The sequence below is a fragment of the uncultured Oxalicibacterium sp. genome, assembly GCF_913776015.1.
Classification (GTDB): Bacteria; Pseudomonadota; Gammaproteobacteria; order Burkholderiales; family Burkholderiaceae_D; genus Oxalicibacterium.
On record NZ_CAJYMD010000001.1, the window covers coordinates 13,087 to 37,601 of the forward strand.

The following is a 24,515-nucleotide window of genomic DNA, read 5'->3' on the forward strand; positions in this document are numbered from 1 at the left end:
AGGCTTAAGCCTGTTCGCCAACAACGTTGATGGTCACTTCGACAAGCACGTCGGTGTGCAGCGAAACCGAAACTGCGTGGTCGCCGGTCACTTTCAGCGGGCCGTTTGGCATGCGGATTTGCGCTTTTTCAACAGCGAAACCTTGTTTGGTCAGGACTTCAGCGATGTCGCTATTGGTCACGGAACCGAACAGACGGCCATCGACGCCGGCTTTTTGCGAAATCTGGATGCTTTGGCCACTCAGTTTTTCACCTTGTGCCGTAGCTGCTGCCAGTTTTTCTGCAGCGATTTTTTCCAGTTCTGCGCGCTTGACTTCGAATTCGGCAACAGCTGCCGTCGTTGCACGACGAGCCTTGCGTTGCGGAATCAGGAAGTTACGTGCGTAACCGTCCTTGACTTTGACGACGTCGCCCAGATTGCCGAGATTAACGACTTTTTCCAACAGAATGACTTGCATGTTTTTCTCCTATTTCAGTCGTTGATCAGGCGTTGTGCAGATCGGTGTAAGGCAGCAATGCGAGGAAGCGTGCGCGCTTGATCGCGGTATCAACCTGACGCTGATAGATTGCCTTGGTGCCGGTCAGACGTGCTGGCATGATCTTGCCGTTTTCCTGAACGAAGTCTTTCAGGGTGTCGACGTCCTTGTAGTCGACCGATTCAACGTGTGCAGCGGTGAAACGGCAGAATTTTTTGCGCTTGAACAGAGGATTTTGCTGTTTGCGTTTTTCTTTGAGTTTGTTCTTGTCGAATTTTTTACCGAATGCCATTTTTGGCTCCTGTATCTAAATGTGGTTCTTCGAAATCTGTCAGATGGAATACGAGACTTTTGCTGTTACGGCTTTTGCGTGCCAAGAATCCGGTGAACTGATAGGTGCCGCCCAATTGGGCTCGGTCAAATCTGCCTGAAATCTCACCCGCGGCAATCGCGGCAATTTCAAACTCGACCAACCTTGGCATACCCGCTTCGATTTGTTGTGAACTGTGCAGCAACATGGCTGACACAATCGGTACACCTGCCGGGGAATAGCGCAAAATTTCACGCTCGGCAATGGTGGCAACGATCTGAAGCTGATTCACTCCCGATACGCCAATGCCCTATCAGGCAGCAGGAGCCTCAGTACGGTTCTTGGCAGCGTCTTCCTTCTGCACGGCCTTCATCATTGGCGAAGGAGCCGTTTCAGCTTTCTTCATCTTGACGGTCAGGTGACGCAGGACGGCATCGTTGAATTTGAAGCCGGTTTCGATTTCAGCCAGCGTTTCGCTGTCACATTCGATGTTCAGGCAGACGTAGTGTGCTTTTGCCAGTTTCTGGATCATGTAGGCCAGTTGACGACGGCCCCAGTCTTCCACGCGGTGAACGGTACCGCCACGGGTGGTGACGATGCCTTTGTAGCGTTCGATCATTGCAGGCACTTGCTCGCTCTGATCAGGGTGAACGATAAATACGATTTCATAATGACGCATGCAAACTCCTTTGGACTGTTTGAAGAACGCCCACCCCGGCGTCAGACGGGTGTGGGAAGAGGAAAACCCGCGACTATACGCTTAAACATAGGAAAACTCAATGTTCTCAGCGCATTTGTTCCGAAAAACCGCACGGGGCGGGGAATTTTTCCTGCATCAAGAGGGTCAATCCCTTGCTTTACCGCATGTACTGTATAAAAATACAGACTGTTCATATTTACAGCCCGCCAAATTGGGCTTATTCGGATTCAGACATGATCAAATTGACCGCACGGCAGGAACAAATCCTGAATCTGATTCGCGATGCCATCGAACACACGGGCTTTCCGCCCACCCGCGCCGAGATCGCTGCCGAGCTCGGTTTCCGCTCCGCCAATGCCGCCGAAGAACATTTGCAGGCATTGGCGCGCAAGGGTGCCATCGAAATTGCCCCCGGTACGTCACGCGGCATTCGCCTCAAGGATCAGCACGCTGGCGAACGTCACGCGCATGCGCAGATGGCACTCCCGCACCCTGCACTCATGCAATTGAGTCTGCCGCTGGTCGGACGCGTCGCCGCAGGCTCGCCCATCCTTGCGCAGGAACATATCGAAGCCACCTACGATGTCGATCCTGCGCTGTTTTCCGCCAAACCAGATTTTTTGCTCAAGGTGCGCGGCATGTCGATGCGCGACGCCGGCATTCTCGATGGCGATCTGCTGGCAGTAAAGAAAATCGACAGCGCACGCAATGGACAGATCGTGGTGGCCCGTCTGGGCGAAGAAGTCACTGTCAAGCGCTACAAGAAATCCGGCTCTCTCGTTGAGCTCTTGCCGGAAAACCCCGAGTTCGAACCGATTCGTGTCGATCTGGCTCAGGACGACTTTGCGCTCGAAGGTTTGGCCGTAGGATTGATGCGTAGCTGGAATTGAGCGGCCTTGGCAAGGCGGACAAACCGCCTTGCCACTTCAAGAGATGGCATAAATGCGCTTGATCGGCCACGTGCCGACTTCCCAGCTCTTTAATTTATTCCCACCTCTTTTATTTATCCTTATGCCGGACTTTCCTGCCGGTCAGCATCTGGCTGGCCATCCCGCGTAGGATATTGACTTCCTCCTCCTCCAGACCGGCACGCGAAAACAAGCGTTTCAAACGCGGCATCAATTTCTTGGGATTCTCGGGATCAAGAAAATCGATTGCCACTAACGCCTGCTCAAGATGCGCAAACATGCCCTCGATCTGCGCCATGCTGGCAGCCTGCCCCTGAAAACCGATACCGGATTGCAGCGGCTGTGCATCCTGCGTTGCCATGCGCGCCTCATAGGACAGCACTTGCACGGCTTGCGCCAGATTCAATGAGGAATAGTCGGGATTCGCAGGAATATTGATCAAGACGTTACAGCGCTGTACCAACTCATTCGGCAAGCCGAAACGCTCGTTACCGAATACCAGCGCCGCCTTCAATCCAGCCTGTTCGCGAAGATGTGCCGAGAATCCTCTGGGTGTCATGACCGGCGGTGAAAATTCGCGCAAACGTGCTGTTACCGCAGCGGCAAAATTACAGTCGACAAGGGCTTCGTCCATCGAACCGACAATGCGTGCCGCAGCCAGAATATCCTGCGCGCCGCTGGCAAAGGCGATCGCCTCCTCGTGTTGCAGGCAATCGGCCTGACGCGGATTGACTAGCACCAGATCGTCGAAACCCATGTTTTTCATGGCGCGTGCCGTAGCGCCAATGTTGCCGGGACGGCTGGTTTCCACCAGAACGAAGCGCAGGCGCGTGAAAAGAGGCGTGTCGGAAATAGTCTGGTTCATTTAAAATAGCGGGATCGCGGCGAAAACGAGCGTATGGTCCAGTGCAAAAGCATGAGATGACTGCTCCGCCTTCCCCGCATCGCTCATTAAGGTCAAATCAGGTTGTGTCTTTGCGCATTGCGCGCAGCGCCGCCATTTTAACGGAATCCCTATGCATCCCATGCTCAACACGGCGATCAAGGCTGCTCGTCGCGCCGCCGCTGTCATCAACCGCGCTTCTTTCGATCTGGACCGCATCAAGGTTACGGAGAAAAAGCCCAACGATTTCGTCACCGAAGTCGATCAGGCCGCCGAGCAGGCGATCATCGAGGTTCTGCTGAATGCCTACCCTGACCACGCCATTCTCGCCGAAGAGTCCGGCGCTTCTGCCAATCTTCACGATGAAAAAGAGTTCGTCTGGATCATCGATCCGCTTGATGGCACGACCAACTTCATCCACGGCTTTCCACAATACGCGGTATCGATCGCCTTGCAGCACAAGGGCCAGATTACGCAAGCTGTCGTCTACGACCCGAACCGTAATGACCTGTTCACCGCAACCAAGGGCGCTGGCGCCTTCCTGAACGAGAAACGCATTCGCGTCACGCGTCGCGACAAGATGGCCGATGCACTGATCGGTACCGGCTTTCCATTCCGTCAGGGCGACAACATCGATCAATATATGAAGATGTTCAAGATCATGACGCAAAGCTGCGCCGGTCTGCGCCGCCCCGGTTCCGCTGCACTCGATCTGGCTTACGTTGCCGCAGGTCGTCTCGACGGTTTCTTCGAAAAAGGTTTGCAGCCGTGGGACATCGCAGCAGGCTCGCTGCTGATCACCGAAGCGGGTGGCATCGTCGGCACATTCGAAGGCGAATCAGACTACCTGTACAAGGGCGATGTACTCGCCGGTTCACCGAAAATCTTTGCACAATTGGTGTCACACCTCAGCGAATTCGCCAAGAAATAAGCCATGGCCATACGGGCATCATGGGAAGCATGATGCCCGTCAGTACGAATTACCCCATCTGTAGCAGCGCGGGTCATTACTGAGCACACAAGCAAGCCTGCTGTTATACTTGCCCCACGCGGCGCCTCTCCAGTCTGCCAGCCGCGCGTCCATCAAGACTTTCTCCCATCCGTTTGCCTGAGACTGGCGCCATCCATGGCGACAGGCCGATTTTTCCTTAAGAGTTTTCATGTCATTTGCTGACCTCGGCCTGGCCGAAGGCATTGTTCGCGCCGTAACCGAACAGGGATACACCCAACCTACACCGATTCAAAGCCAAGCAATTCCCGCCGTACTGCACGGTGGTGACTTGCTCGCCGGCGCACAAACCGGCACCGGCAAGACCGCCGGCTTCACCTTACCCGTATTGCATCGCCTGTCCACTACCGGCAAGCAACATGCCAACAAAACTGCGCCGCGTGCGATCCGCGCACTGGTGCTGACGCCAACGCGTGAACTTGCTGCGCAAGTCGAAGAAAGCGTGCAAATCTATGGCAAGTACCTGAACCTGAATTCAGCCGTCATCTTTGGCGGTGTCGGCATCAATCCACAGATCAAGCTGCTCAAGCATGGCGTCGATATTCTCGTTGCCACGCCAGGTCGTCTGCTCGATCACATGCAGCAAGGCACCGTCAATCTCGACAAGATCGAAATTCTGGTGCTCGACGAAGCCGATCGCATGCTGGACATGGGCTTCATCCGCGATATCCGCAAGGTGCTCGCCGCGCTGCCGCCCAAACGTCAGAACCTGCTGTTCTCGGCTACCTTTTCCGATGAGATCAAGGCACTCGCCGATGGCCTGCTCGACTCACCCGCCACGATCGAAGTGGCGCGTCGCAATTCCACCGTCGAAGTCATCGATCAGAAAATCCATCCGGTCGATCGCGACCGCAAGCATCCCTTGCTTGCGCATCTGATCAAGACCCGCAACTGGCATCAGGTACTGGTATTTACGCGCACCAAGCACGGTGCCAATCGTCTGGTCGAACAACTGGGCAAGGATGGCATCAGCGGCATGGCGATTCACGGCAACAAGAGCCAAAGCGCACGTACCAAGGCACTAGCCGAATTCAAGGATGGCAGCCTGCAAGTGCTGGTTGCCACCGATATCGCGGCACGCGGCATCGATATCGATCAGCTTCCTTATGTCGTCAACTACGACCTGCCCAACGTGCCGGAAGATTATGTTCACCGTATCGGCCGCACGGGCCGTGCCGGTGCGACGGGCGAAGCGGTGTCGCTCGTATGCGTAGACGAACACAACATGCGCAAAGACATCGAGAAACTGATCAAGCGCACGTTGCCAACCGAAGTCATTGCAGGCTTCGAGCCGGATCCGAACGCCAAGGCACAGCCGATTCAGCTGCGCAGTCATGGCCACGGTGGCGGCGGACGTCGCCCGCAACAGTCGCGCGGCAATGCGGGTGGCGGCAGTGGCAACAAGGCAGGCGGAAGATCAAGCAATCCGCAACCGGGTGGACAAGCTGCACGCAGCGGACAAGGCAAGCCACCAGGTACTGGCAACGGCTCGCGCCAACCATCGCAGCATCGCTCCGGCGGTCGCTGACAGGAATCAAAAAGCCTTCACATGGCATTTGCCAGTGAAGGCTTTTTTGCAGTTGGCGATATTCAAAAAATACCGAACAAGCAGAACAACTGCCCTGACGACTTATATCGCACGACCTGCAAGATCGCTGGCAAAACCGCGATCTCAATTACAGGCATCACACTAGCTGCTGAAACGCCAACGTATACCCATTGCAATCCACAACGCCGAATTCGGTTGCCCCATAGGACATTTCCTGAATCGGCCATACGACGATGTTCTTGTCTTCCAGGCGCGAATAATAGGCTTCGATATCCGGTACCGTGAAATACATCGTGCCGGAGCACGTCAACGGCACATTCCACAAATCCCGATCGGTGAAAACAATCCGACCGCCATGCTTTTCCACCGTGAGCGTCCCTGCCGCAACGGTCACGCGAAAGTCGAGAACGCTGCGGTAAAACTCTGCGGTTTTGTCCATGTCGTGGCAACGCAGTAACAGCGTGATGGACATGATCGGCGTTCCTTCCGTAAAAACGGGAAATGGATAAGGCGCTGCTGCCGGCATGGAAAAACTCTCTTCGCAGGCAAAGTAGGTGATCACAGCTTAGGAACCGTTACCTGGCAAGTCAATCAGATTGGTGGACAGTTGGTCGGCGGCCAGTGGCATGTATACAATACTGCTCCATCAAGAGTGGCGAACAAAATCCGGCGCAGCGATTCTGGTCAGGCGTATTGCAAACAATACGTGTGACGCGGCAAGACGCAGCAACGACGCCAGAAGGGTTTTGTCAGTCACTCGAAGCCGCACGCATGGCGGCATGCATCCTTTGCCCTGCCCTATTGCGATCTCTTGCCTGGAACGCAACGAACAGGACATGCCTAACCCGACGATATGCCATTGAAAACACCTGAAACAGCTGAAAAAAACATCGCGACACCCAATCAATCCGGCGAGGCGAAAAGTGCGCACACGCCCATGATGCAGCAATACCTTCGCATCAAGGCGGATTATCCGAGCACGCTGGTGTTCTATCGCATGGGCGATTTCTACGAACTGTTTTTCGAGGATGCGGAAAAAGCTTCACGCCTGCTGGGAATTACGCTCACGCAGCGCGGCAGTTCCAATGGTCAGCCGATCAAGATGGCGGGCGTCCCCTTTCACGCTGTCGAACAATATCTGGCCAAGCTCGTCAAACTCGGCGAATCAATCGCCATCTGCGAACAGATTGGCGATCCCGCCACCAGCAAGGGGCCGGTCGAGCGCAAGGTCATTCGCGTTATCACACCCGGTACCCTCAGCGATGCCGATTTGCTGCCGGAAAAATCCGAACAGCCCCTGCTGGCGCTTTACGCTGTCAACCAGCGACGCGGCATCACTGTCGGTATGGCATGGCTTTCGATGGCCAGCGGCGCACTGCGCATGATGGAATTCTCATGCGATACCTCACAAGCCGATGCACGCCTGCGGCATGAACTGGAACGCCTTGCTCCCGCAGAAATTCTGGTACCAGGCAGCATCGATACACCATTCAGCGACTATCCTTTTGCACGCAATACCACCGTACCCGACTGGCATTTCGATCTCGCACAAGGTACCAAATCACTGCATGAACAGTTACAGGTTGCGACGCTGAGCGGCTTCGGCGCCGAATCGCTCTCAGCCGCGATCGGTGCCGCGGGCGCCTTGCTGCGCTACGCACAATCCACACAGGGACGCGGCTTGCAGCATGTGCGCACCCTCGTGGTCGAAAATGAAGACGAATACATCGGACTCGATGCTGCCACGCGTCGCAATCTGGAACTGACCGAATCCATTCGCGGTCCGGAACAATCGAGCGCCACCCTCTTTTCCCTGCTCGATCACTGTCGTACATCGATGGGTTCGCGCCTTTTGCGCCACTGGCTGCACCACGCACCGCGCACGCAGGATGTAGCCAAGTCGCGCCACGCTGCCATCCATGCCTTGATGCGCGGTGATGCCACCTCGGGACTGTTCTCGACGCTGGCCTCGGTGCCGGATATCGAACGCATTACCACACGCATTGCGCTGATGAGCGCGCGCCCGCGCGATCTGGCCGGTATGCGTGGCGGCTTGCAACAACTGCCTTCGTTGCGCGCCTATGTCTCGATGTGCAACAAGGACGCCGACGCGCCTTTACTCCAGCAACTGCATCAATCACTTGCCACGCCCAACGACTGTCTCGATCTGATCGAGCGCGCGATTGCGATGGAACCCGCTGCCATGGTGCGCGATGGCGGTGTGATTGCGCGTGGCTACGATGCCGAACTCGATGAACTACGCGCGCTTTCCGAAAATGCCGGCCAGTTCCTGGTTGATCTTGAAACACGCGAACGCGAACGCACGGGCATCAGCAATTTGCGCGTCGAATACAACAAGGTGCATGGCTTCTACATCGAGGTTACGCACGGCCAGACCGACAAGGTGCCGGATGACTATCGCCGCCGCCAGACACTCAAGAATGCCGAACGCTACATCACGCCCGAACTCAAAGCCTTCGAAGACAAGGCCCTGTCCGCGCAGGAACGCGCACTGACGCGCGAAAAGCTGCTGTACGAACAGTTGCTGGTGCAATTGGCTGCACACATTCCCGCTTTGCAAGCGATTGCCTGTGCCGTGGCGGAACTCGATACGCTGGTTGCGCTGGCCGATCATGCGATCCGCCATAACTGGTGCGCACCGCAACTGGTCGCCGATCCGACGATTCGAATCGAACAAGGACGCCATCCCGTTGTCGAAAACCACATTGAACGGTTCATCGCCAACGACTGCATGCTCAATCACGAACGCAAACTGCTGCTGATCACCGGCCCTAACATGGGCGGTAAATCGACGTACATGCGGCAAGTTGCGCTGATTACGCTACTGGCTTACGTCGGTAGCTTCGTGCCAGCCAGCAGCGCCACCATCGGCCCAATCGATCGCATCTTCACGCGTATCGGCGCGGCCGACGATCTGGCAGGAGGTCGCTCGACCTTCATGGTCGAAATGACGGAATCGGCAGCCATTCTCAACGGCGCTACGGCCCATTCGCTGGTATTGATGGATGAAGTCGGACGCGGCACGTCCACTTTCGACGGCTTGGCTCTGGCGTGGGCGATTGCGCGTCACCTGATCGAGCAGACACAAAGCTTCACACTGTTCGCAACGCATTATTTCGAACTGACGCAATTGCCCGAACTGCACCCACCGGCAGCCAACGTCCATCTTTCCGCAGTGGAACACAAGGACCGCATCGTCTTCCTGCATGCGGTACAACCCGGCCCCGCTTCGCAAAGCTACGGCCTGCAAGTCGCCCAGCTGGCTGGCGTGCCGCAACCGGTAATTCGGGCGGCACGCAAGCATCTTGCCGACCTTGAAGCGGGTTCCATGCAACCGACACCGCAGTTCGATCTGTTCACCGAGCCGGGAAACGTCTCCTATGAAGAGGAGGCAACCGAGCCGCAGCCTTCGCCTGTCGAAGATGCGTTGGCCGCGCTGGACCCGGACGCACTCACCCCACGAGAAGCACTGGATGCGCTGTATCGACTGAAGGAAATCGGCAACACGCCGCGCTCATGAAACAGCCATTCCTCCGCCTGCTGACTTCACGGCTGTTCTCGCTGTCCTTGCTGCTGCCTGGACTGACATATGCTGGCGAGCCATTCAGCTTCGCCGTGATCGCCAAACCATCCTCGGCATCGACAGGGGCAAATGCAGTCAGAGAAGCGATTCATCAAACTGATCGTGACAATCTTGCCTTTGTAGTCGTCAATGGCATCAAGGCGGACAACGAAGCCTGCGATGACAAGCTGTATCAGGAAAGACGTTCCCTGTTCGAAAGTGCAAAAAACGGGCTGATCGTTTCACTCGCCGCCAGCGACTGGGCACGCTGCGTCAATGCGCGCAACCGCACCATTGCCGTCGAGCGCATTGCACGCCTGCGCGAAATGTTTTTTGTCGATGAGTTCTCGTTCGGCGACAGCAAGCTGCCACTGATCCGACAATCGGCCATTCCTTCGTTCCGTCTGTATGCCGAAAACATGCAATGGCGTATTGGCGACGTGTTGTTCGCCACCATCAACCTGCCAGCCAACAACAACAATTTTCTGAATGCGGCCGGCCGCAACAGCGAATACGAAGATCGTCAGGTTGCCAATACGGACTGGATCAAGCGTCTGTTCATCACCGCCAAGGGCAACAAACTGCAAGGCATCGTGTTGTTCACCGATGCCAATCCGATGGCGCACCGGGCGCAAACAACAGGCTTCTTCTCCAGCGAGAAACGTGAAGGCTTCGCCGACATCCGTCGCCAGATCGCCCGTGCCGCCAAGGATTTCCACGGACAGATCCTGATCGTCCATAGCGATCCCGATGCCGACCGCAATGCCGCGCGTCACACCATCGTCTGGAAAGACAATATCGGTGCCGTGCGCGTCGATCCGGGCTGGACCCGATTATCAGTAACGCCGTCGGCAAAACCACTGTTCGCCATCACACCACGCACTGATAACGGCAAACGCTGATCCGACTATCGTCCCAGGCCGATACCGTCCAATTAAGCGCGCAATAAAAAAGGATGCCGCAGCATCCTCTTTGACAAACGCAATGGCGCGATCAATGCAGCGGATGGCTGCGGAACTGATCACCCTCTTCGTCATCATCGATGTGATGATGACCATGCGCTCCATGCACATGACCGTGCGCGATTTCTTCTTCGGTCGCAGCGCGTACTTCGGTCACCTTCAAACGAAAACGCAATGCCATGCCGGCCAGCGGATGGTTGCCATCCAGCACGACCTTATCTTCGGCAATATCGGTCACGGTGAAAATGACAGGGATTTCATCATCGTCGGGCGTTTCCGGCGAACCTTCAAACTGCATGCCGACTTCCAGTGGCGATGGCAGACGATTGCGTGGTTCGATCTTGACCAGCTCGGGATCATAATCGCCAAATGCATCTTCAGGCTCGACCTGAATCGTGCTTTCGTAACCGACCGCCTTGCCATCAAGCTCTTCCTCGATCTTTGGCAAGGTGTTTTCATAGCCGCCGTGCAGATAGACCATCGGCTCGCGACCGTCTTCAATCACTTCTCCCTGCGCGTCCGACAATGTGTATTCGACGGTAACAACCGTATCCTTGGCAATCTGCATGTTGTGATCCTTTCGTTCTAATCCTGACATTATAACCGTGCCTACCTGTTTGCCTCGACTCGGTGATTTTTATGCAAGCTACGCGCAGGCCGGAAGTGCTGTCCTATAATGCCGCCATGAAAAAACTGACTCTTCTGGGGAATATCACCCCTGCCGAATTCCTGCGCGATTACTGGCACAAGAAGCCCTTGCTGATCCGCCAGGCCATTCCCGATTTCAAGCCATTGCTGTCACGCGACGAACTGTTTGCACTGGTCAAGAGTGAAGACGTGGAATCGCGCCTGATCACGCATACCGGGAAACAATGGGAAATGGAAAGTGGCCCATTCGAGGCCGTGCCGCCCCTGACGCAAAAAAACTGGACGCTGCTGGTACAAGGCGTCAACCTGCATGATGATGCTGCCGATGCGCTGATGCGCCAGTTCAGCTTCATTCCGAATACACGTCTGGATGACCTGATGATCAGTTATGCCACCGAGACCGGCGGCGTCGGTGCCCATTTCGATTCCTATGATGTTTTTCTGTTGCAAGCGCACGGTCATCGCCGCTGGCGCATCAGCGCGCAGGAAGACCTGTCGCTGGTCGATGGCGTACCACTGAAAATCCTGAAGAATTTCCAGCCCGAAGAAGAATTCATCCTTGCCCCCGGCGACATGCTCTACCTGCCACCGCAGTATGCGCACGAAGGAACAGCGATGGATGAATGCATGACGTACTCCATCGGTTTTCGTGCACCTTCCTATCAGGAACTGGGCGAGGCGTTTCTCGAATCCATGATCGACACCATCGATTTGCCGGGTCGCTACGCCGACCCTGATCTGAAACCGAGCAATCAACCGGCTGAAATCAGCAAGACCATGCTGACGCGCATCTCGAGCGAGATCAACAAGGTGCGTTTTACGTCGGAAGATATCGCCCTGTTCCTCGGCGAATATCTCTCAGAACCCAAATCGAATGTGTTTTTCGAGGCACCGCCGGCACTGTCGCGTGCCAAGTTTCTACAACAGGCAAAAAAACGTGGTGTCAAGCTGGAACGCAAATCACAAATGCTGTATCGCGATCCGTATATCTTTATCAACGGCACGTCGTTCGAGGTCGAGTCGGATGATCTGGGCATTCTCGCCGTGCTGGCCAACGAACGCATGATTTCCGCAGAGAAAATATCTTTTGCTTCGGATGATGTCATTGACGCGCTCCATACCTGGTTCACAGATGGCTGGCTCAGCTGGCTCGAAGCGTAAAAACGTGAGAGAAAAGTGATGAAATGGTTAAGATAAGTTGTTTAAAAACAATGTCATAGCGATATCGGGAATCTTTTGGTGCAAAGGTTGTCAATATCACCATCGCTCTTAACCAAATACAAAAAAGCGTTGTGTCATAAGCAAAAAACAGCGCTATAATTCTCGGTTAGGAAGCTTGGTTGCATCGCACCGCAGCAAGGTTCGTACAACAACAGCCACCTAAGAGCGATTAATTACCGGTAATTATTCATCGCCGTAAAAAACGTTGCATATTGCAATTAACCATTGACTTATTTGAAAGATAAATCATGACCAAATCCCTGCTGATCGCCTCCCTGTTTGCTATCGCTTTGACCGCTTGCAGCAAAAAAGAAGAAGCACCTAAAGTTGAAGTCGTAACCCCACCAGCAGCAGAAGCTCCAGCAGCAGCTCCAGCACCAGCCGCTGAAACCCCAGCAGCTCCTGCAGCAGAAGCTCCAGCAGCTCCTGCAACCGAAGCTCCTGCAGCACCAGCCGCTGAAACCCCAGCAGCTCCTGCAAAATAATTCGGATTTCTCCGAAGTAAAAAAGCCGACCTCAGGTCGGCTTTTTTATTGTCTGTTTTTATTAAGCAAATTGCTGCCAAGTCACATTACGCGATTTCGATCCAGTTGAAGCCCTCTTGCTGACCGGCAATCTCAATGAGCGCACTCTGGCCCACGACAGCATTAAGCGCGGCATGAGCGAGGGCCGGCGTGTTGTTCGTCGAACTCAAATGCGCTGCAATAACCTGCTGCAAACGTGAACGGTCTAGGGACGCCAGAATTTCCGCTGCCGCGGTATTGGACAAATGCCCATAGTCGCCAGCAATGCGCTGTTTGAGAAATGATGGATATGCCGAAGTCTGCAACATGTGCACATCGTGATTGCATTCGAGCAAGAGTGCATCGCAACCGTCCAGTGCCGCGATCATGTGTGCCGTACCATGGCCGGCGTCTGTCAATACGCCGAGCTTGCGTGCACCATCCGTAGCGACATACTGAATCGGCTCATTGGCATCATGCGGCACGGTGTAGGGTCGCAGGCACAGATCGCCAATCTCCACCACGTCGCCATCGCCGCAGAAATGCAGCTCTACATCTTCGCAACGATCAGCCACCGCACGATGCGTGCCACAACTCATCCAGACCGGAATACGGTGGCGTCGGGCGAACTTGAACACACCGCCGACATGATCGTGATGCTCATGCGTAACGACGATAGCGGATAACTGCTCGGGAACGACACCGCGTTTTGCAAGACGCCGTTCAGTTTCCCGAACGGTGAATCCGCAATCGAGCATCACGAATGATTGTGTCGTACCGGAACCGGCAGACAGAAGAAGCGCGTTACCTTCGCTACCACTGCCGAGGCTGGCAAATTTCAATGCACAACCTCGTCAGCAGCAACTGTGGGTACGAAGAGGAAAACGAGAATCGTAACCAGCTTACTTGAGCTGATCGTTCAGCAGGCTCAGAATACGCTGGCCGGTTTTCGATGTTTCAACCTGACCTTCGTTATTCAGAACCGTCACTTGGCTGGAATCAGCAGAGCCCTTCACCGAAATGCGATAACGGGCTGCCGCCTTGTCTTTATCCTTGCTGGAACCGAACGAGAACAGATTGCCGAAGAAGCCTTTCTTCTGCGTAGCCTGCGCATCGTCACCCTGATCCACATAACGCACGAAGTACAGACCTTGCGAACGGTCACGATCTTCTACCGTGAAACCGACGCGATCCAGGGCCAGGCCGACACGACGCCATGCACGATCAAAGCCTTCATCGACCTGCACATACGTCCCCTGCACCCCTTGCGCCAGTTTGCTGCGCGATGCTTGTGGTGCGACGTTGGCGACAGATGCCTTGGCACGTTTCTCTTCCACGCCCAACTGCACCATCAGGCGCGACAGGAATTCGGCTTCCAGTTCCGGATCGGAAGGACGCGCCGTCCAAACCGTACGCTCGTTGTCCTGACCCGTCAGCACTTCTTCAGCACCGCGGTGACTTAGATAGATTTCAGTGGTGCCGTTCGGGCCACGTTCCAGACGCGTACGGAACTTGTCGCGCTCGCCCGTCGAGTAGAACGAATCGAAAATCTTGCCGAGATTGCGGCGGATGAAATCCTGTGGAATCTTGGCACGGTTTTCCGCCCAATCGGTTTCCATCACACCGGTATCCGGCGAATCGATATTGATCAGGAAACCATTGTCTTGCCAAAAATCCTTGATACGTGGCCACAACACTTCAGGCGCCTGATTGACGACCAACCAGCGTTGCGAACCACTACGTTCGATCCGCACATCTGCCAGCTGGCTTGGTGCAACAGCCGCAGCCTGCTCGACTGGACGAGCGGTTTGCTGGGCATTGTAGGCGGAGGCTGTGGCACTACCGCGATTTGCATCAGGCAAGGCGTAGCGATTGTCACGTTGCAGCTGCGTTAAATCCGGTGGAATTTCGAGCTTCGACGTATTGTTTTGCGGAGTCTCGCTCTTGTAATCCATGCGATTCGGTTCAAGCATGGAATTGATCGAACTGCATCCGACCAGGCTGGTAAGCGCAAGCGCGTAAATCACGCCGTGTTTTGCGAAGCTACGTTGAGCCATGTAATCAATCTTCCGAAAGTAAATTGGGGACCCGATTCAGATCTGCTGCAATCGGCGAATCAGGTCAGTCGCTTATTGTAATACACCCGATTCGCGCATCGCCGCACGCACGACTTCGTGATACTGCTCGGCCAATGGCACGATAGGCAGGCGCATACCCGGCGGAATCAAACCGATTTCAGCCATTGCCCATTTGAGGGGAACAGGATTCGGTTCGACGAAGAGCTTGTTATGCAGCGGGAACATCTTGTTGTTGATGGCAATCGCTTCGGCCACACGCAAATTCATCGCCGCATCGCACAAGTCATGCATGGCACGCGGTGCAATGTTGGCCGTAACGGAAATATTGCCTTTACCGCCACAGAACATCAGAGCCATCGCAGTTGGATCGTCGCCCGAATAGACGGCGAATTCCTTCGGTGCCTGACGGATCAGATCACAACCGCGTGCGATGTTGCCGGTTGCGTCCTTGACGCCGATCACGCCCGGCACCTGCGCGAGACGCAAAATCGTTTCGTTGGACATGTCGGCCACGGTACGGCCCGGCACGTTGTACAGAATCACCGGCAGATCGACCGCTTCGGCAATCTTCTTGAAATGCTGGTACATGCCTTCCTGGGTAGGACGGTTGTAGTACGGTACAACCTGCAACGATGCATCGGCACCGACATCCTTGGCAAACTGCGTGAGTTCGATCGCTTCAACAGTCGAGTTGCCGCCAGTGCCGGCGATGATTGGGATGCGCTTGGCGGTGTGCTCAACCGCAACACGGATCAGTTCGCAATGCTCTTCCACGGTAACGGTCGGCGATTCGCCGGTCGTGCCGACAATAACGATGCCATCCGTACCTTCGGCGATGTGCCAGTCAATCAGCTTGCGCAGTCCCGGCAAATCGAGAGAGCCGTCTGCGTGCATGGGAGTAACGATTGCGGGAATGCTGCCCTGAATCATGATAGTTGAGCGAAAAAAATGAAGAATAGGTGATTGTAGCGGATAGCCCAATCGTGTGGATCAATTCAGGACAAAATGCCCGATTCCACCGACTTGCTGAGCGCCCGACTTCACCGCGCAAATGCGTTGCAGCATCGCCGGCTTGGGAGAGGTAACGCAGCCATCCTCGAATGCGATGACATGCAAACCGTAATCGCGCGCCACGGACAGCAATTCGCCGCGCGCCAGCAGAAAATCGGGATTGGACGGCTTGCCAAACTGTTCATTGCCAATGGCAAAAGTCTCATAAATCAAGACGCCACCCGGCGCGAGGCCATCGGCCAGCAAGGACCATAACGGCCGATGCAGATAATTGGTGACGATAATGCCGCTGAAACGTCCTGCTGAAAAAGGCCATGAGCGCGCGCTATCTCCCGTTTCCAGATCCAGCGCAAGCGTTTGAATTCCTTCGCCGTGCACCAGTGCCAGGCTTTCAGGATTGCGATCCACCGCCAGCACCGAATGGCCAAGTCCGGCGATCAGCCGACTGTGGCGCCCTGCCCCGCACGCCAGGTCGAGGACTTCCCCCGCAGGAATGAGGCCGGCAAAACGCTGTACCCAGCCCGAAGGCTGGCCCTGCGCTTCGTGCAGATCGGGTTTCTTGCCGAGTTCGCCCATGATTCAGGTGAGTAAAAACGTGAGCGGGAAAACCAGCATTTGCAGCAATTTTCCTGCGGCGGCCATGACCGGCACCATCCAGTAATGCAGAACTTTCAGAATGACCAATCCGATCACGATGAAAAACCCGTAAGGTTCCAGCTTGGCAAATTTATATGCGTAACGATTCGGCAGCATGCTGGTCACGATACGTCCGCCATCCAGCGGTGGCACCGGGAACAGGTTGAAGGCAAAGATCACCAGGTTGGTCAGCACGCCGGCTTGTGCCATGCGCATCAGAAATTCCTCTTGCGAACCGATAGCCGCAAGGAAAATACCAAGCAGCATCCAACCCAGCGCCATGACCAGATTTGCCAACGGCCCCGCAAACGCAACGAATGCCATCTGCTTTTTCGGATTGCGCAAATTGCCGAACACCACAGGTACCGGCTTGGCGTAACCGAACAGAAAAGGACTGCCGGCAAAATACAGCGCGATCGGGATCAGCAAGGTACCGATCGGATCGATATGCTTGATCGGATTCAAACTCATGCGTCCTTGCGCATAAGCTGTGTTGTCACCGAAATATTTGGCTGCGTAAGCATGCGCCGCTTCGTGCAAGGTGATTGCAAACACAATCGGCAAGGCATAGACGGAAAACGTCTGGATGAGGTCGTTCATGGCAAAGTCTTTGGATGATCAGGTAATGGAGTCGACTATCAAAGGCCAAACGCGCTGGCATCGCCCCGCCCTTGACGCCGCAATTCCGGCTGCGCGCCGGTCATGTCGATCACGGTCGTCGGTTCCAGGCTACAGGCACCGCCATCAATCACCAGATCAACTAGTTTTTCGAGACGCTCGCGCACCTCGTCAGGATCGGTCAGCGGGCCGTCATCGCCCGGCAAAATCAGGGTCGTGCCAAGTAAAGGCTGTGCCAGCTCGCCCAGCAAGGCATGGGCAATAGCATTCTCGGGAACACGCAGGCCGATGGTCTTGCGCGACGGATGGCTGACGCGACGCGGCACTTCCTTGGTTGCTTCAAGAATGAAGGTGTACGGTCCCGGTGTTGCCGCCTTGAGCATGCGGTACTGCTGATTGTCCACGCGCGCATAGTTGGCGATCTCGCTCAGGTCGCGGCACAGCAAGGTCAGATGATGCTTGTCATCGACATTGCGAATCCGGCGCAAGCGCGTAACGGCGTCCTTGTCATCGAGGTGACAAACCAGCGCATAGCAGGAATCTGTCGGCAAGGCGACGATGCCGCCCTCACGCACGATTTTCGCCGCCTGTGCGATCAGGCGCGCTTGCGGATTGTCGGGATGAATCTGAAAAAATTGGCTCATGAAAATAATGGCGGCGGCAGCCGTCGGGCCACCGCCGCCAGTGATCCTTCGTCAAAACAATTATTGAATATTACGCAAAGCGGCAATACGTTGCTCAATCGGTGGGTGCGTCGAGAACAGTGCGGTAAAGCCTGGTCGATCGCTGATACCGAAAGCCTTCAGGTTTTCCGGCAGCGGGGTTGGCTCGATGCCACCAAGACGCGCCAGCGCCTTCATCATCGGTTGCGGGCTACCCATCAGTTTGGCAGCACCGGCATCGGCACGATATTCGCGATGACGCGAGAACCAGGCAACGATCACCGAAGCGGCAATACCGAACACGATCTGGCAAACCATGACCGTCACAAAGTAACCGATGCCTTGCCCCTCGCTATTGCTGTTGCGCGAAATGGCACGATCAACAAAATAGCCAACCACACGCGCCAGAAATACGACGAAGGTGTTCACCACACCTTGCACCAGCGTCATGGTCACCATGTCGCCATTGGCAACGTGCGCCACTTCGTGTGCCAGCACGGCTTCGACTTCTTCCTTCGTCATGCTTTGCAACAAACCGGTGGAAACCGCTACCAGGGCAGAATTCTTGAAAGCACCGGTGGCAAATGCGTTGGGTTCGCCGTCATAGACAGCCACTTCCGGCATGCCGATACCAGCGCGATCCGACAATTTACGCACCGTATCGACCAGCCACAATTCGGTGCTCGACGACGGCGAATCGATCACACGAGCACCCGTTGACCACTTGGCCATCGGCTTGCTGATCAGCAACGAGATGATCGAACCCGTGAAACCAACCACCAGGGAGAACACCATCAGCATCGGCAGGTTCAGCCCGGACTGCGTCATGAAGCGATCGACGCCCAGCACGGACAGGACGATCGACATCACCGCAATCACGGCGATATTGGTTGCGATAAACAACAGGATCCGTTTCATTCAATTGCCTCCATCGGGTATTAAACGGGATTCGCGGAGATTCGGTCGAGTCGCACATTGCGCTTTATCCGAATGCGGTCTTCAAATGCGATCGCAATCGCGAATTTCAAGGGCGCAAGATACCGGAAACCATCCTCCGGCTCAATGAAACGCCCGCAAAAAATCAGATCGTCCAGTCGTGCCAGACCGGTTTTACACTCTTTGGCAAAGGCGGCAAGGTGCCGATATCGACACGCGATTCGCCTGGACCGTGGAAGTCGGAGCCACGCGAGGCAAGAAAGCCGAAACGGTTGGCCACGCGCGCATATTCCTCATACTGGTCCACCGTGTGGCTGCCGGTCGTCACTTCGATGGCCGTACCGCCAAGGTCCTTGAATTCGGCGAACAAGGCATCGAATGCCGTGTCATCGAATTTGTAGCGCCCCGGATGGGCAATCACGGCAATGCCACCCGCACCGCGTATCCACTGCATGGCGTCCGACAAAGTCGCCCAGCGATGCGGCACGAAGCCCGCCTTGCCTTCCCCCAGGTACTTGCTGAACACCTCGGACAGATCCTTGCAGACCCCAAGCTCAAGCAGGTAGCGCGCAAAGTGCGTGCGCGAAATCAGATCGGGATTGCCGGCAAATTTCAATGCGCCTTCGAACGCGCCATGAATACCAACTGTTTCCAATTGCGCCGCCATCTCGCGTGCGCGGTTTTCGCGCCCACCACGCATGCCGGCCAAGCCATCGATCAGCGTCTGATTGGTTTCGTCAATTTGCAAGCCGACGATATGCACAGTTTGCGACGCCCAGGTGATCGAGATTTCCACGCCCGTTACATACGGCAGATCCAGTGCCTTCGCAGCAGCACGTGCCTCGGCAATGCCGGCAACCTCATCGTGATCCGTCATTGCCCACACATCCACGCCATTACGTTTGGCGCGCGCCGCCAGATCGGTAGGCGACAGCGTGCCATCGGACACGGTGGAATGGCAGTGCAGATCAAAATTCAACATCGTTTTCAACTCGGTGAGACAACAGACATGATTGTACGGGTATTGCTTCATCCTTACCGGAAGCAATGCCATACCTCATTGTTCTCATCCCGCAAAAATCATTCCAGGAAAGTGTCAACGGCACGCGCAATCTGTTCCGGCTGGTCGTGATGCAACATGTGGCCGGCATCCGGCACGCGCAGCGAAATCACGTTACCGAAATGCGCCTTGCGTCGCGCGATTTCTGCATCTGCCTGCCCGGCATCGCCAAAGCGTGGCATCAGTTCACTCTCCTTAGCATCCACCCACAGCACGGGCGCACGCACGGCCTGCCAGCAAGCCAGGACTTCGTCGAGACGATACAGCATCGGATTCGACAACCGATGGCGGGGGTCGGCCTGCAACACCCACGCACTGCGCATATCGGGCGCTGCCCAATGGCCGGCCAGAAATGCGGCGCGACGATCGGTCAGGCGCGGATTGTTTTTCTGCAGTCGGCGCGCCACTTCGTCCCGGTCGGCATAGCTCCGCAAGGCAGGCGGATTGCGCAACTCATCGAGCCATTGCCCATAGCGTCCCGGTGCCTGCTCCGGGCGGGTCGCCGGCATGCCGAATCCTTCCAGAAGAATCAGGCGACGCACGCGGTCTGCACGTACCCCGGCATACACGCCGGCCACATTCGCACCGAGGCTATGCCCGAGCAAATCGACCGGCGCATCAGGCGCATAGTGCGCCAGCAGTGCATCCAGATCGGCCAGATAGTCGGGAAACCAGTAACCGCCGGGCGCATGCGCCGTGCCACCAAAACCGCGCCAATCCGGCGCAATGAAGTGTACGCGCGCCTGCATGGCATCAACCAGAAACTGGAAAGTGGCCGACACATCCATCCAGCCATGCAACATGACGACGATAGGTGCCCCATCGTCGCCCCAATGGCGCACGTGATACCGCAAACCCCGCAAGGTAATCCATTCCGAACGGGAAGGCTTCATATCCTGCAATTCGTTCATCCTGTCTGGCGCGCACTAAAGCCGTCACGGCATCGCGCGCGCAATTACAAAAAAATACGCGCATCGATGTTTGAGCATCGATGCGCGCAGCCAGCAAAACATTTACTTCTTGGCGTCGTCTGCGGCTTTCTGGATATCTTGTCCTGCTTCTTTCATTTTCTCGCCAGCGCTGGCTGCGGCGTTATCGACCTGCTTGCCGGCGCGCTCTGCAGGACCTTCCTTCTGACAGGCGCTCAAACCAACAGCCAGCAAGCCAACAGCGATCAGGGACAGCAAGGTTTTCTTGGTATTCATGGTAATGATCCTTTCAGGATGAGGGAATGGGAAGACATCATTGGCGAGGACGGATCGACTCCGCTACCTCGCTTGTTTTCATTTCTTTGCGTCGTCTGCAGCTTTCTGGATTTCTTTTCCTGCTTCCTGCATCTTCTCGCCGACCTTGGCGGTGACTTCTTCGACCTTTTCCGCCGCCGTTGCGGTGGCTTCATCAATCTTCTTGCCTGCACGCTCGGCCGGTCCTTCTTCCTTCTTCTGGCATGCGGCAAGACCGAATGCCAATGCGCTAACTGCCAGTACTGCCATCAAGGTTTTTTTAGTATTCATCATGATCCCTTCATAGATTCGTGCGTCCGCGATGCGGTGACTTTGCATCGTCACGCACCAATTTGACTGTGATCTTTTTCCCAAGTTCTTGCAACTCGGTAACAAGGTGTAACGTTGTTATTTCGTCACGACTGTGCTGCCGACAGCAAATCGGCCAGATCGGCCTCGCTAAAGCCGGCGGCGCGCCGTGCTGCCAGATTGAACGGCCCACGGACGATAGGTGCCTTGTAATGGCGCGACAACTGCCGATAGGTGGAAACCGGCTCCAGGCCTCGCTGCGCGCATAGAAAGGCATACCAGCGGTTGCCGACTGCAACATGGCCAATTTCATCGCGCAGGATAATGTCGAGAATGGCCGCTGCCTCGGCATCACCAGCTTGTGCCAGTTTGGCGCGCATCGGCGGCGATGCATCAAGCCCGCGTGCTTCCATCGTGCGCGGCACCAATGCCATGCGGGCCAGCACGTCGCCCACCGTTTTTTCGGTCATTTCCCACAGACTGTTATGCGCTGAAAAATCGCCATAGGCGTAACCCAAACGCTGCAAATGCGCCGCCAGCAGCGAGAAGTGCAAAGCCTCTTCAGCGGCAACCTTCAACCAGTCGGCGTAGTAATCGTGCGGCATGTCCGCGAAGCGCCAGATCGCATCCAAGGCAAGGTTGATCGCGTTGAACTCGATATGCGTCAAGGCATGAATGGCAATCGCCCTGCCCTCGGGCGTATGCATGGCGCGCCGCGCCACATCCTTGGGTGGCAACAAAATCGGATGCGCCGGGCGTCCGGGAATCGGTGCCGACGGCAGCAGTTGCGCAACCGTATCGAGCGTGATGCCACCTTCCGCCCATGCCTTTGCCAGGGCAATCGTCTGCCCGGCCTTGATGCCCGGATCACACTCGACCAGCAGGCACAACGCCGCTTCGCGCAATTCCTTGAAAGGCAATGCCATGGCGTTTGCAGCGAAGGAAGAAGAATCTGTCATGGGTAACGTAAAATAACGGCTTTGTCGCGGCGACACATGATGCAAGCGTGCCGCCACTTGTCCTGTCGAGTACGCCGGCCCTTTCGATTTCTGTCGCCGTCCCCATCTGGGTTGGCAAGGCAGGCGCTGAGCAGCCCATAGCCAGCACGGCGGTACAGCATCAGACGAAGCCCCAATCAGCGCAAGGCTACATCGTGTAGCGCATCATTCTACTGAAACCATGTCAATCTACCAATTAGGCGAACACGTCCCAAACATTGCTGAATCGGCCTACGTGACCGATTCGGCAACCGTGGTCGGTCGCGTGACGATTGGCGAGGATTCCAGCGTCTGGTTCCAATCCACGGTACGCGGCGACAATGAAGACATCGTCATTGGGCGCAACTGCAATCTGCAGGAAGGTGCCGTGCTGCATGCCGACCCCGGCTTCCCGATCAACATGGAAGACAACGTCAGCGTCGGCCATCAGGCAATGATTCACGGCTGCACGATTGGCGAAGGTTCGCTGATCGGCATTCAAGCCATCGTTCTCAACGGCGCACGTATCGGCAAAAACTGTCTGGTCGGGGCTGGCGCGCTCGTCACCGAAGGCAAATCCTTTCCCGACAATAGCCTGATCATCGGTACGCCGGCACGCGTCTTGCGCACGCTCGATGAAACTGAAATCGCCAACCTGCGCCGCATTGCCGACAGCTACGCCGAGCGCAGTCGTCTATTCAAAACACAATTGAAGAAAATAGGATAACCATGGCAGATCTGCTGCAAAAATTTCTGTTCGAAGACAGCGCCGTGCGCGGCGAACTGGTGGATGTATCGGCCACCTGGCAACACATTCAACAGCACCGCGACTACCCGCCTGCCGTCAAGACCGTCCTTGGCGAAATGGTCGCAGCCGCCGCCCTGCTGTCGGCCAATCTCAAGTTCAATGGCGTGATCGTCATGCAGATTCATGGCGACGGCCCGGTACGCCTGCTCGTCGTCGAATGTGATTCCGATCTGAATCTGCGCGCCACCGCCAAACTCGCGGAAGGCGTGAGCGTGGCTGACGATGCCAGCCTTACCGATCTCGTCAATGCACACGGCGAAGGTCGCTTCGTTATTACACTCGATCCGAAAGACAAACTGCCGGGCCAGCAAGCCTATCAAGGCATCGTGCCGCTGAGCGGTGAATCGGTCGCCATCGTCATCGAAAACTACATGCTGCGTTCGGAACAGCTCGACACCAAGCTCTGGCTGGCAGCCGACGATCACGTAGCACGCGGCCTGCTGCTGCAAAAACTGCCACGTGAAGGCGGCACGTCCGACACGCAAGGTGATTCCGACGATCTCGCTACCTGGGAACGCAGTGTCATGCTGGCGCAAACGCTGCGACGCGAGGAATTGCTGAGTACCGATATCGAAACGCTGATGCGCCGCCTGTTCTGGGAAGAAACCATTCGCGTCTTCGATCCTCGTCATCCGCAATTCCAATGCTCATGCACGCGCGACAAGGTTGGTGCCATGCTGAAAATGCTGGGTGAAGAGGAAGTGGCATCAGCCGTTGAAGAACTCGGCAAGCTCGAAATCGATTGCGACTTCTGCGGGCAGCATTACGAATTCGACCGTGTCGATTGCGCGCAACTGTTTGTCGATGCCTCGCCAGTGGAAACGATGTTGCCAGCGAACGAGCAACGGCATTAAAAGCACAGCGCCGCCACAATCACCTGATTGTTGTCGTGGCTCCAGGTAGTCAAATGTATAGCCTACTTGCACAACCTGCCCTGCCCACCGTATAGCCAGCATGACGAGCTACGTTGGCTTGCGCATCTGCCACCTCACTTACTCATTTGGCAGACAAAAAAAAACGCGCCCTGGGCGCGTTTTTTAATTCTTCTTTTCCTTTTTCGGTTCAACTGGCGGCGGTGGAATTGCCACGAAAGTCGAACGCTTGTTCGGATCAATGACCTGCACGAACACTTCGTTCTCCTTGATCATACCGAGCTCGAAACGCGCACGTTCCTCGACGGCACCCGTGCCATCCTTCAAATCCTGCACTTCGGAACCTAGCTTGGCATTGCGTGCGCGCAGTTCATCGTTCTTCTTGCGCGCATCCTGCACTTGATGATCGAGATCCCACACACGCAGCCAACCGCCCTTTCCCAGCCAGAGCGGGTACTGGATCAACACCACCAGAAATGCAAGGCTGAGAATGATCAGGCGCATCGCAAAAAGACAAACATAAACTACCGACTGTGAACAAAAGATCGGCCATGCAATTGCATGGCCGATCGTA

General features: G+C 55.8%; 29 protein-coding genes. 8 read left to right on the forward strand and 21 right to left on the reverse strand.

The window, feature by feature from the left end; translation table 11 throughout:
• Positions 1-4 precede the first annotated feature (4 nt).
• From rplI to rpsF, 4 genes are read right to left on the reverse strand one after another with little or no spacing between them, the layout of a single operon-like run.
• Entirely contained in the window at positions 5-457 is a 453-nt protein-coding gene (gene rplI / locus QZ725_RS00065) for a 50S ribosomal protein L9 (RefSeq protein WP_293775400.1), read from the reverse strand.
• Positions 458-482: 25 nt separating this feature from the next.
• The gene (rpsR, locus tag QZ725_RS00070) at positions 483-767 is read right to left on the reverse strand and encodes a 30S ribosomal protein S18 (protein ID WP_293775402.1); all 285 of its coding nucleotides are present in this window, start codon (positions 765-767) and stop codon (positions 483-485) included.
• A complete protein-coding gene (gene priB / locus QZ725_RS00075) occupies positions 754-1,077 on the reverse strand; it encodes a primosomal replication protein N (RefSeq protein WP_293775404.1) in 324 nt (107 codons plus the stop codon). The genes rpsR and priB overlap by 14 nt, the downstream gene beginning before the upstream one ends.
• 21 nt (positions 1,078-1,098) lie before the next feature.
• Positions 1,099-1,464: a 30S ribosomal protein S6 gene (gene rpsF, locus QZ725_RS00080; RefSeq protein WP_293775405.1), complete on the reverse strand. Its 366-nt coding sequence runs from the start codon at positions 1,462-1,464 to the stop codon at positions 1,099-1,101.
• 254 nt (positions 1,465-1,718) lie between these two features.
• Between rpsF and lexA the strand changes: the two genes are divergently transcribed.
• Positions 1,719-2,375 carry a transcriptional repressor LexA gene (gene lexA, locus QZ725_RS00085; protein WP_293775406.1) on the forward strand — a complete coding sequence of 219 codons (657 nt, stop codon included), beginning with the start codon at positions 1,719-1,721 and terminating at the stop codon, positions 2,373-2,375.
• A 109-nt stretch (positions 2,376-2,484) separates the two neighbouring features.
• Here lexA and QZ725_RS00090 read toward each other — a convergent pair whose 3' ends face one another.
• Positions 2,485-3,258: an RNA methyltransferase gene (locus tag QZ725_RS00090; protein ID WP_293775407.1), complete on the reverse strand. Its 774-nt coding sequence runs from the start codon at positions 3,256-3,258 to the stop codon at positions 2,485-2,487.
• Between the two features lie 151 nt (positions 3,259-3,409).
• On the opposite strand from QZ725_RS00090, the gene QZ725_RS00095 reads away from it, so the two are divergent.
• Together QZ725_RS00095 and QZ725_RS00100 are read left to right on the forward strand one after the other, a co-directional pair.
• The gene (locus QZ725_RS00095) at positions 3,410-4,207 is read left to right on the forward strand and encodes an inositol monophosphatase family protein (protein ID WP_293775408.1); all 798 of its coding nucleotides are present in this window, start codon (positions 3,410-3,412) and stop codon (positions 4,205-4,207) included.
• Positions 4,208-4,436: 229 nt separating this feature from the next.
• Complete coding sequence (locus QZ725_RS00100; protein ID WP_293775409.1) at positions 4,437-5,813, forward strand: DEAD/DEAH box helicase; 1,377 nt, start codon at positions 4,437-4,439, stop codon at positions 5,811-5,813.
• Between the two features lie 157 nt (positions 5,814-5,970).
• On the opposite strand, the gene QZ725_RS00105 is transcribed toward QZ725_RS00100, so the two are convergent.
• Positions 5,971-6,306, reverse strand: coding sequence for a VOC family protein (locus tag QZ725_RS00105; RefSeq protein WP_293775410.1), 336 nt, complete (start codon positions 6,304-6,306; stop codon positions 5,971-5,973).
• A gap of 465 nt (positions 6,307-6,771) precedes the next feature.
• Here QZ725_RS00105 and mutS point away from each other — a divergent pair, with 465 nt between their 5' ends.
• Together mutS and QZ725_RS00115 are read left to right on the forward strand one after the other, a co-directional pair.
• Positions 6,772-9,375, forward strand: coding sequence for a DNA mismatch repair protein MutS (gene mutS / locus QZ725_RS00110; RefSeq protein ID WP_293775504.1), 2,604 nt, complete (start codon positions 6,772-6,774; stop codon positions 9,373-9,375).
• The gene (locus tag QZ725_RS00115) at positions 9,372-10,319 is read left to right on the forward strand and encodes a hypothetical protein (protein WP_293775411.1); all 948 of its coding nucleotides are present in this window, start codon (positions 9,372-9,374) and stop codon (positions 10,317-10,319) included. The genes mutS and QZ725_RS00115 overlap by 4 nt, the downstream gene beginning before the upstream one ends.
• A gap of 91 nt (positions 10,320-10,410) precedes the next feature.
• On the opposite strand, the gene QZ725_RS00120 is transcribed toward QZ725_RS00115, so the two are convergent.
• Positions 10,411-10,947 carry a peptidylprolyl isomerase gene (locus QZ725_RS00120; protein WP_293775412.1) on the reverse strand — a complete coding sequence of 179 codons (537 nt, stop codon included), beginning with the start codon at positions 10,945-10,947 and terminating at the stop codon, positions 10,411-10,413.
• Between the two features lie 116 nt (positions 10,948-11,063).
• On the opposite strand from QZ725_RS00120, the gene QZ725_RS00125 reads away from it, so the two are divergent.
• Positions 11,064-12,188, forward strand: a complete 1,125-nt coding sequence (locus tag QZ725_RS00125; RefSeq protein WP_293775413.1) for a cupin domain-containing protein — start codon at positions 11,064-11,066, stop codon at positions 12,186-12,188.
• Positions 12,189-12,435: 247 nt separating this feature from the next.
• Here the strand turns inward: QZ725_RS00125 and QZ725_RS00130 are convergent, their stop codons facing one another.
• The 13 genes from QZ725_RS00130 to QZ725_RS00190 form a co-directional block, all read right to left on the reverse strand.
• Complete coding sequence (locus tag QZ725_RS00130; protein WP_293775415.1) at positions 12,436-12,813, reverse strand: hypothetical protein; 378 nt, start codon at positions 12,811-12,813, stop codon at positions 12,436-12,438.
• A gap of 6 nt (positions 12,814-12,819) precedes the next feature.
• Positions 12,820-13,593, reverse strand: a complete 774-nt coding sequence (locus QZ725_RS00135) for an MBL fold metallo-hydrolase (protein WP_293775416.1) — start codon at positions 13,591-13,593, stop codon at positions 12,820-12,822.
• A 60-nt stretch (positions 13,594-13,653) separates the two neighbouring features.
• Positions 13,654-14,808, reverse strand: coding sequence for an outer membrane protein assembly factor BamC (bamC, locus tag QZ725_RS00140; RefSeq protein ID WP_293775418.1), 1,155 nt, complete (start codon positions 14,806-14,808; stop codon positions 13,654-13,656).
• A 72-nt stretch (positions 14,809-14,880) separates the two neighbouring features.
• Positions 14,881-15,759, reverse strand: coding sequence for a 4-hydroxy-tetrahydrodipicolinate synthase (gene dapA, locus QZ725_RS00145; RefSeq protein WP_293775420.1), 879 nt, complete (start codon positions 15,757-15,759; stop codon positions 14,881-14,883).
• A 60-nt stretch (positions 15,760-15,819) separates the two neighbouring features.
• Positions 15,820-16,416: a class I SAM-dependent methyltransferase gene (locus QZ725_RS00150; protein ID WP_293775421.1), complete on the reverse strand. Its 597-nt coding sequence runs from the start codon at positions 16,414-16,416 to the stop codon at positions 15,820-15,822.
• Between the two features lie 3 nt (positions 16,417-16,419).
• Positions 16,420-17,076 carry a site-2 protease family protein gene (locus QZ725_RS00155; RefSeq protein WP_293775422.1) on the reverse strand — a complete coding sequence of 219 codons (657 nt, stop codon included), beginning with the start codon at positions 17,074-17,076 and terminating at the stop codon, positions 16,420-16,422.
• Positions 17,077-17,114: 38 nt separating this feature from the next.
• Positions 17,115-17,738 (reverse strand): L-threonylcarbamoyladenylate synthase, encoded by a 624-nt coding sequence (locus QZ725_RS00160; protein ID WP_293775423.1) that lies wholly within the window; start codon positions 17,736-17,738, stop codon positions 17,115-17,117.
• A gap of 60 nt (positions 17,739-17,798) precedes the next feature.
• Positions 17,799-18,674, reverse strand: coding sequence for a protease HtpX (htpX, locus tag QZ725_RS00165; RefSeq protein ID WP_293775425.1), 876 nt, complete (start codon positions 18,672-18,674; stop codon positions 17,799-17,801).
• A gap of 163 nt (positions 18,675-18,837) precedes the next feature.
• On the reverse strand, positions 18,838-19,674 hold the full coding sequence (locus tag QZ725_RS00170) for a 3',5'-nucleoside bisphosphate phosphatase (protein WP_293775426.1): 837 nt from the start codon (positions 19,672-19,674) through the stop codon (positions 18,838-18,840).
• Between the two features lie 98 nt (positions 19,675-19,772).
• A complete protein-coding gene (locus tag QZ725_RS00175; RefSeq protein WP_293775427.1) occupies positions 19,773-20,645 on the reverse strand; it encodes an alpha/beta hydrolase in 873 nt (290 codons plus the stop codon).
• 120 nt (positions 20,646-20,765) lie between these two features.
• Positions 20,766-20,957 carry a hypothetical protein gene (locus QZ725_RS00180; protein ID WP_293775428.1) on the reverse strand — a complete coding sequence of 64 codons (192 nt, stop codon included), beginning with the start codon at positions 20,955-20,957 and terminating at the stop codon, positions 20,766-20,768.
• 78 nt (positions 20,958-21,035) lie between these two features.
• On the reverse strand, positions 21,036-21,266 hold the full coding sequence (locus QZ725_RS00185; protein WP_293775429.1) for a hypothetical protein: 231 nt from the start codon (positions 21,264-21,266) through the stop codon (positions 21,036-21,038).
• A 125-nt stretch (positions 21,267-21,391) separates the two neighbouring features.
• Positions 21,392-22,210 (reverse strand): ferritin-like domain-containing protein, encoded by an 819-nt coding sequence (locus QZ725_RS00190; RefSeq protein WP_293775430.1) that lies wholly within the window; start codon positions 22,208-22,210, stop codon positions 21,392-21,394.
• A 253-nt stretch (positions 22,211-22,463) separates the two neighbouring features.
• On the opposite strand from QZ725_RS00190, the gene QZ725_RS00195 reads away from it, so the two are divergent.
• Complete coding sequence (locus QZ725_RS00195) at positions 22,464-22,988, forward strand: gamma carbonic anhydrase family protein (protein ID WP_293775431.1); 525 nt, start codon at positions 22,464-22,466, stop codon at positions 22,986-22,988.
• 2 nt (positions 22,989-22,990) lie between these two features.
• Complete coding sequence (gene hslO / locus QZ725_RS00200; RefSeq protein ID WP_293775433.1) at positions 22,991-23,923, forward strand: Hsp33 family molecular chaperone HslO; 933 nt, start codon at positions 22,991-22,993, stop codon at positions 23,921-23,923.
• A gap of 183 nt (positions 23,924-24,106) precedes the next feature.
• On the opposite strand, the gene ftsB is transcribed toward hslO, so the two are convergent.
• Entirely contained in the window at positions 24,107-24,445 is a 339-nt protein-coding gene (ftsB, locus tag QZ725_RS00205) for a cell division protein FtsB (RefSeq protein ID WP_293775434.1), read from the reverse strand.
• Positions 24,446-24,515 lie beyond the last annotated feature (70 nt).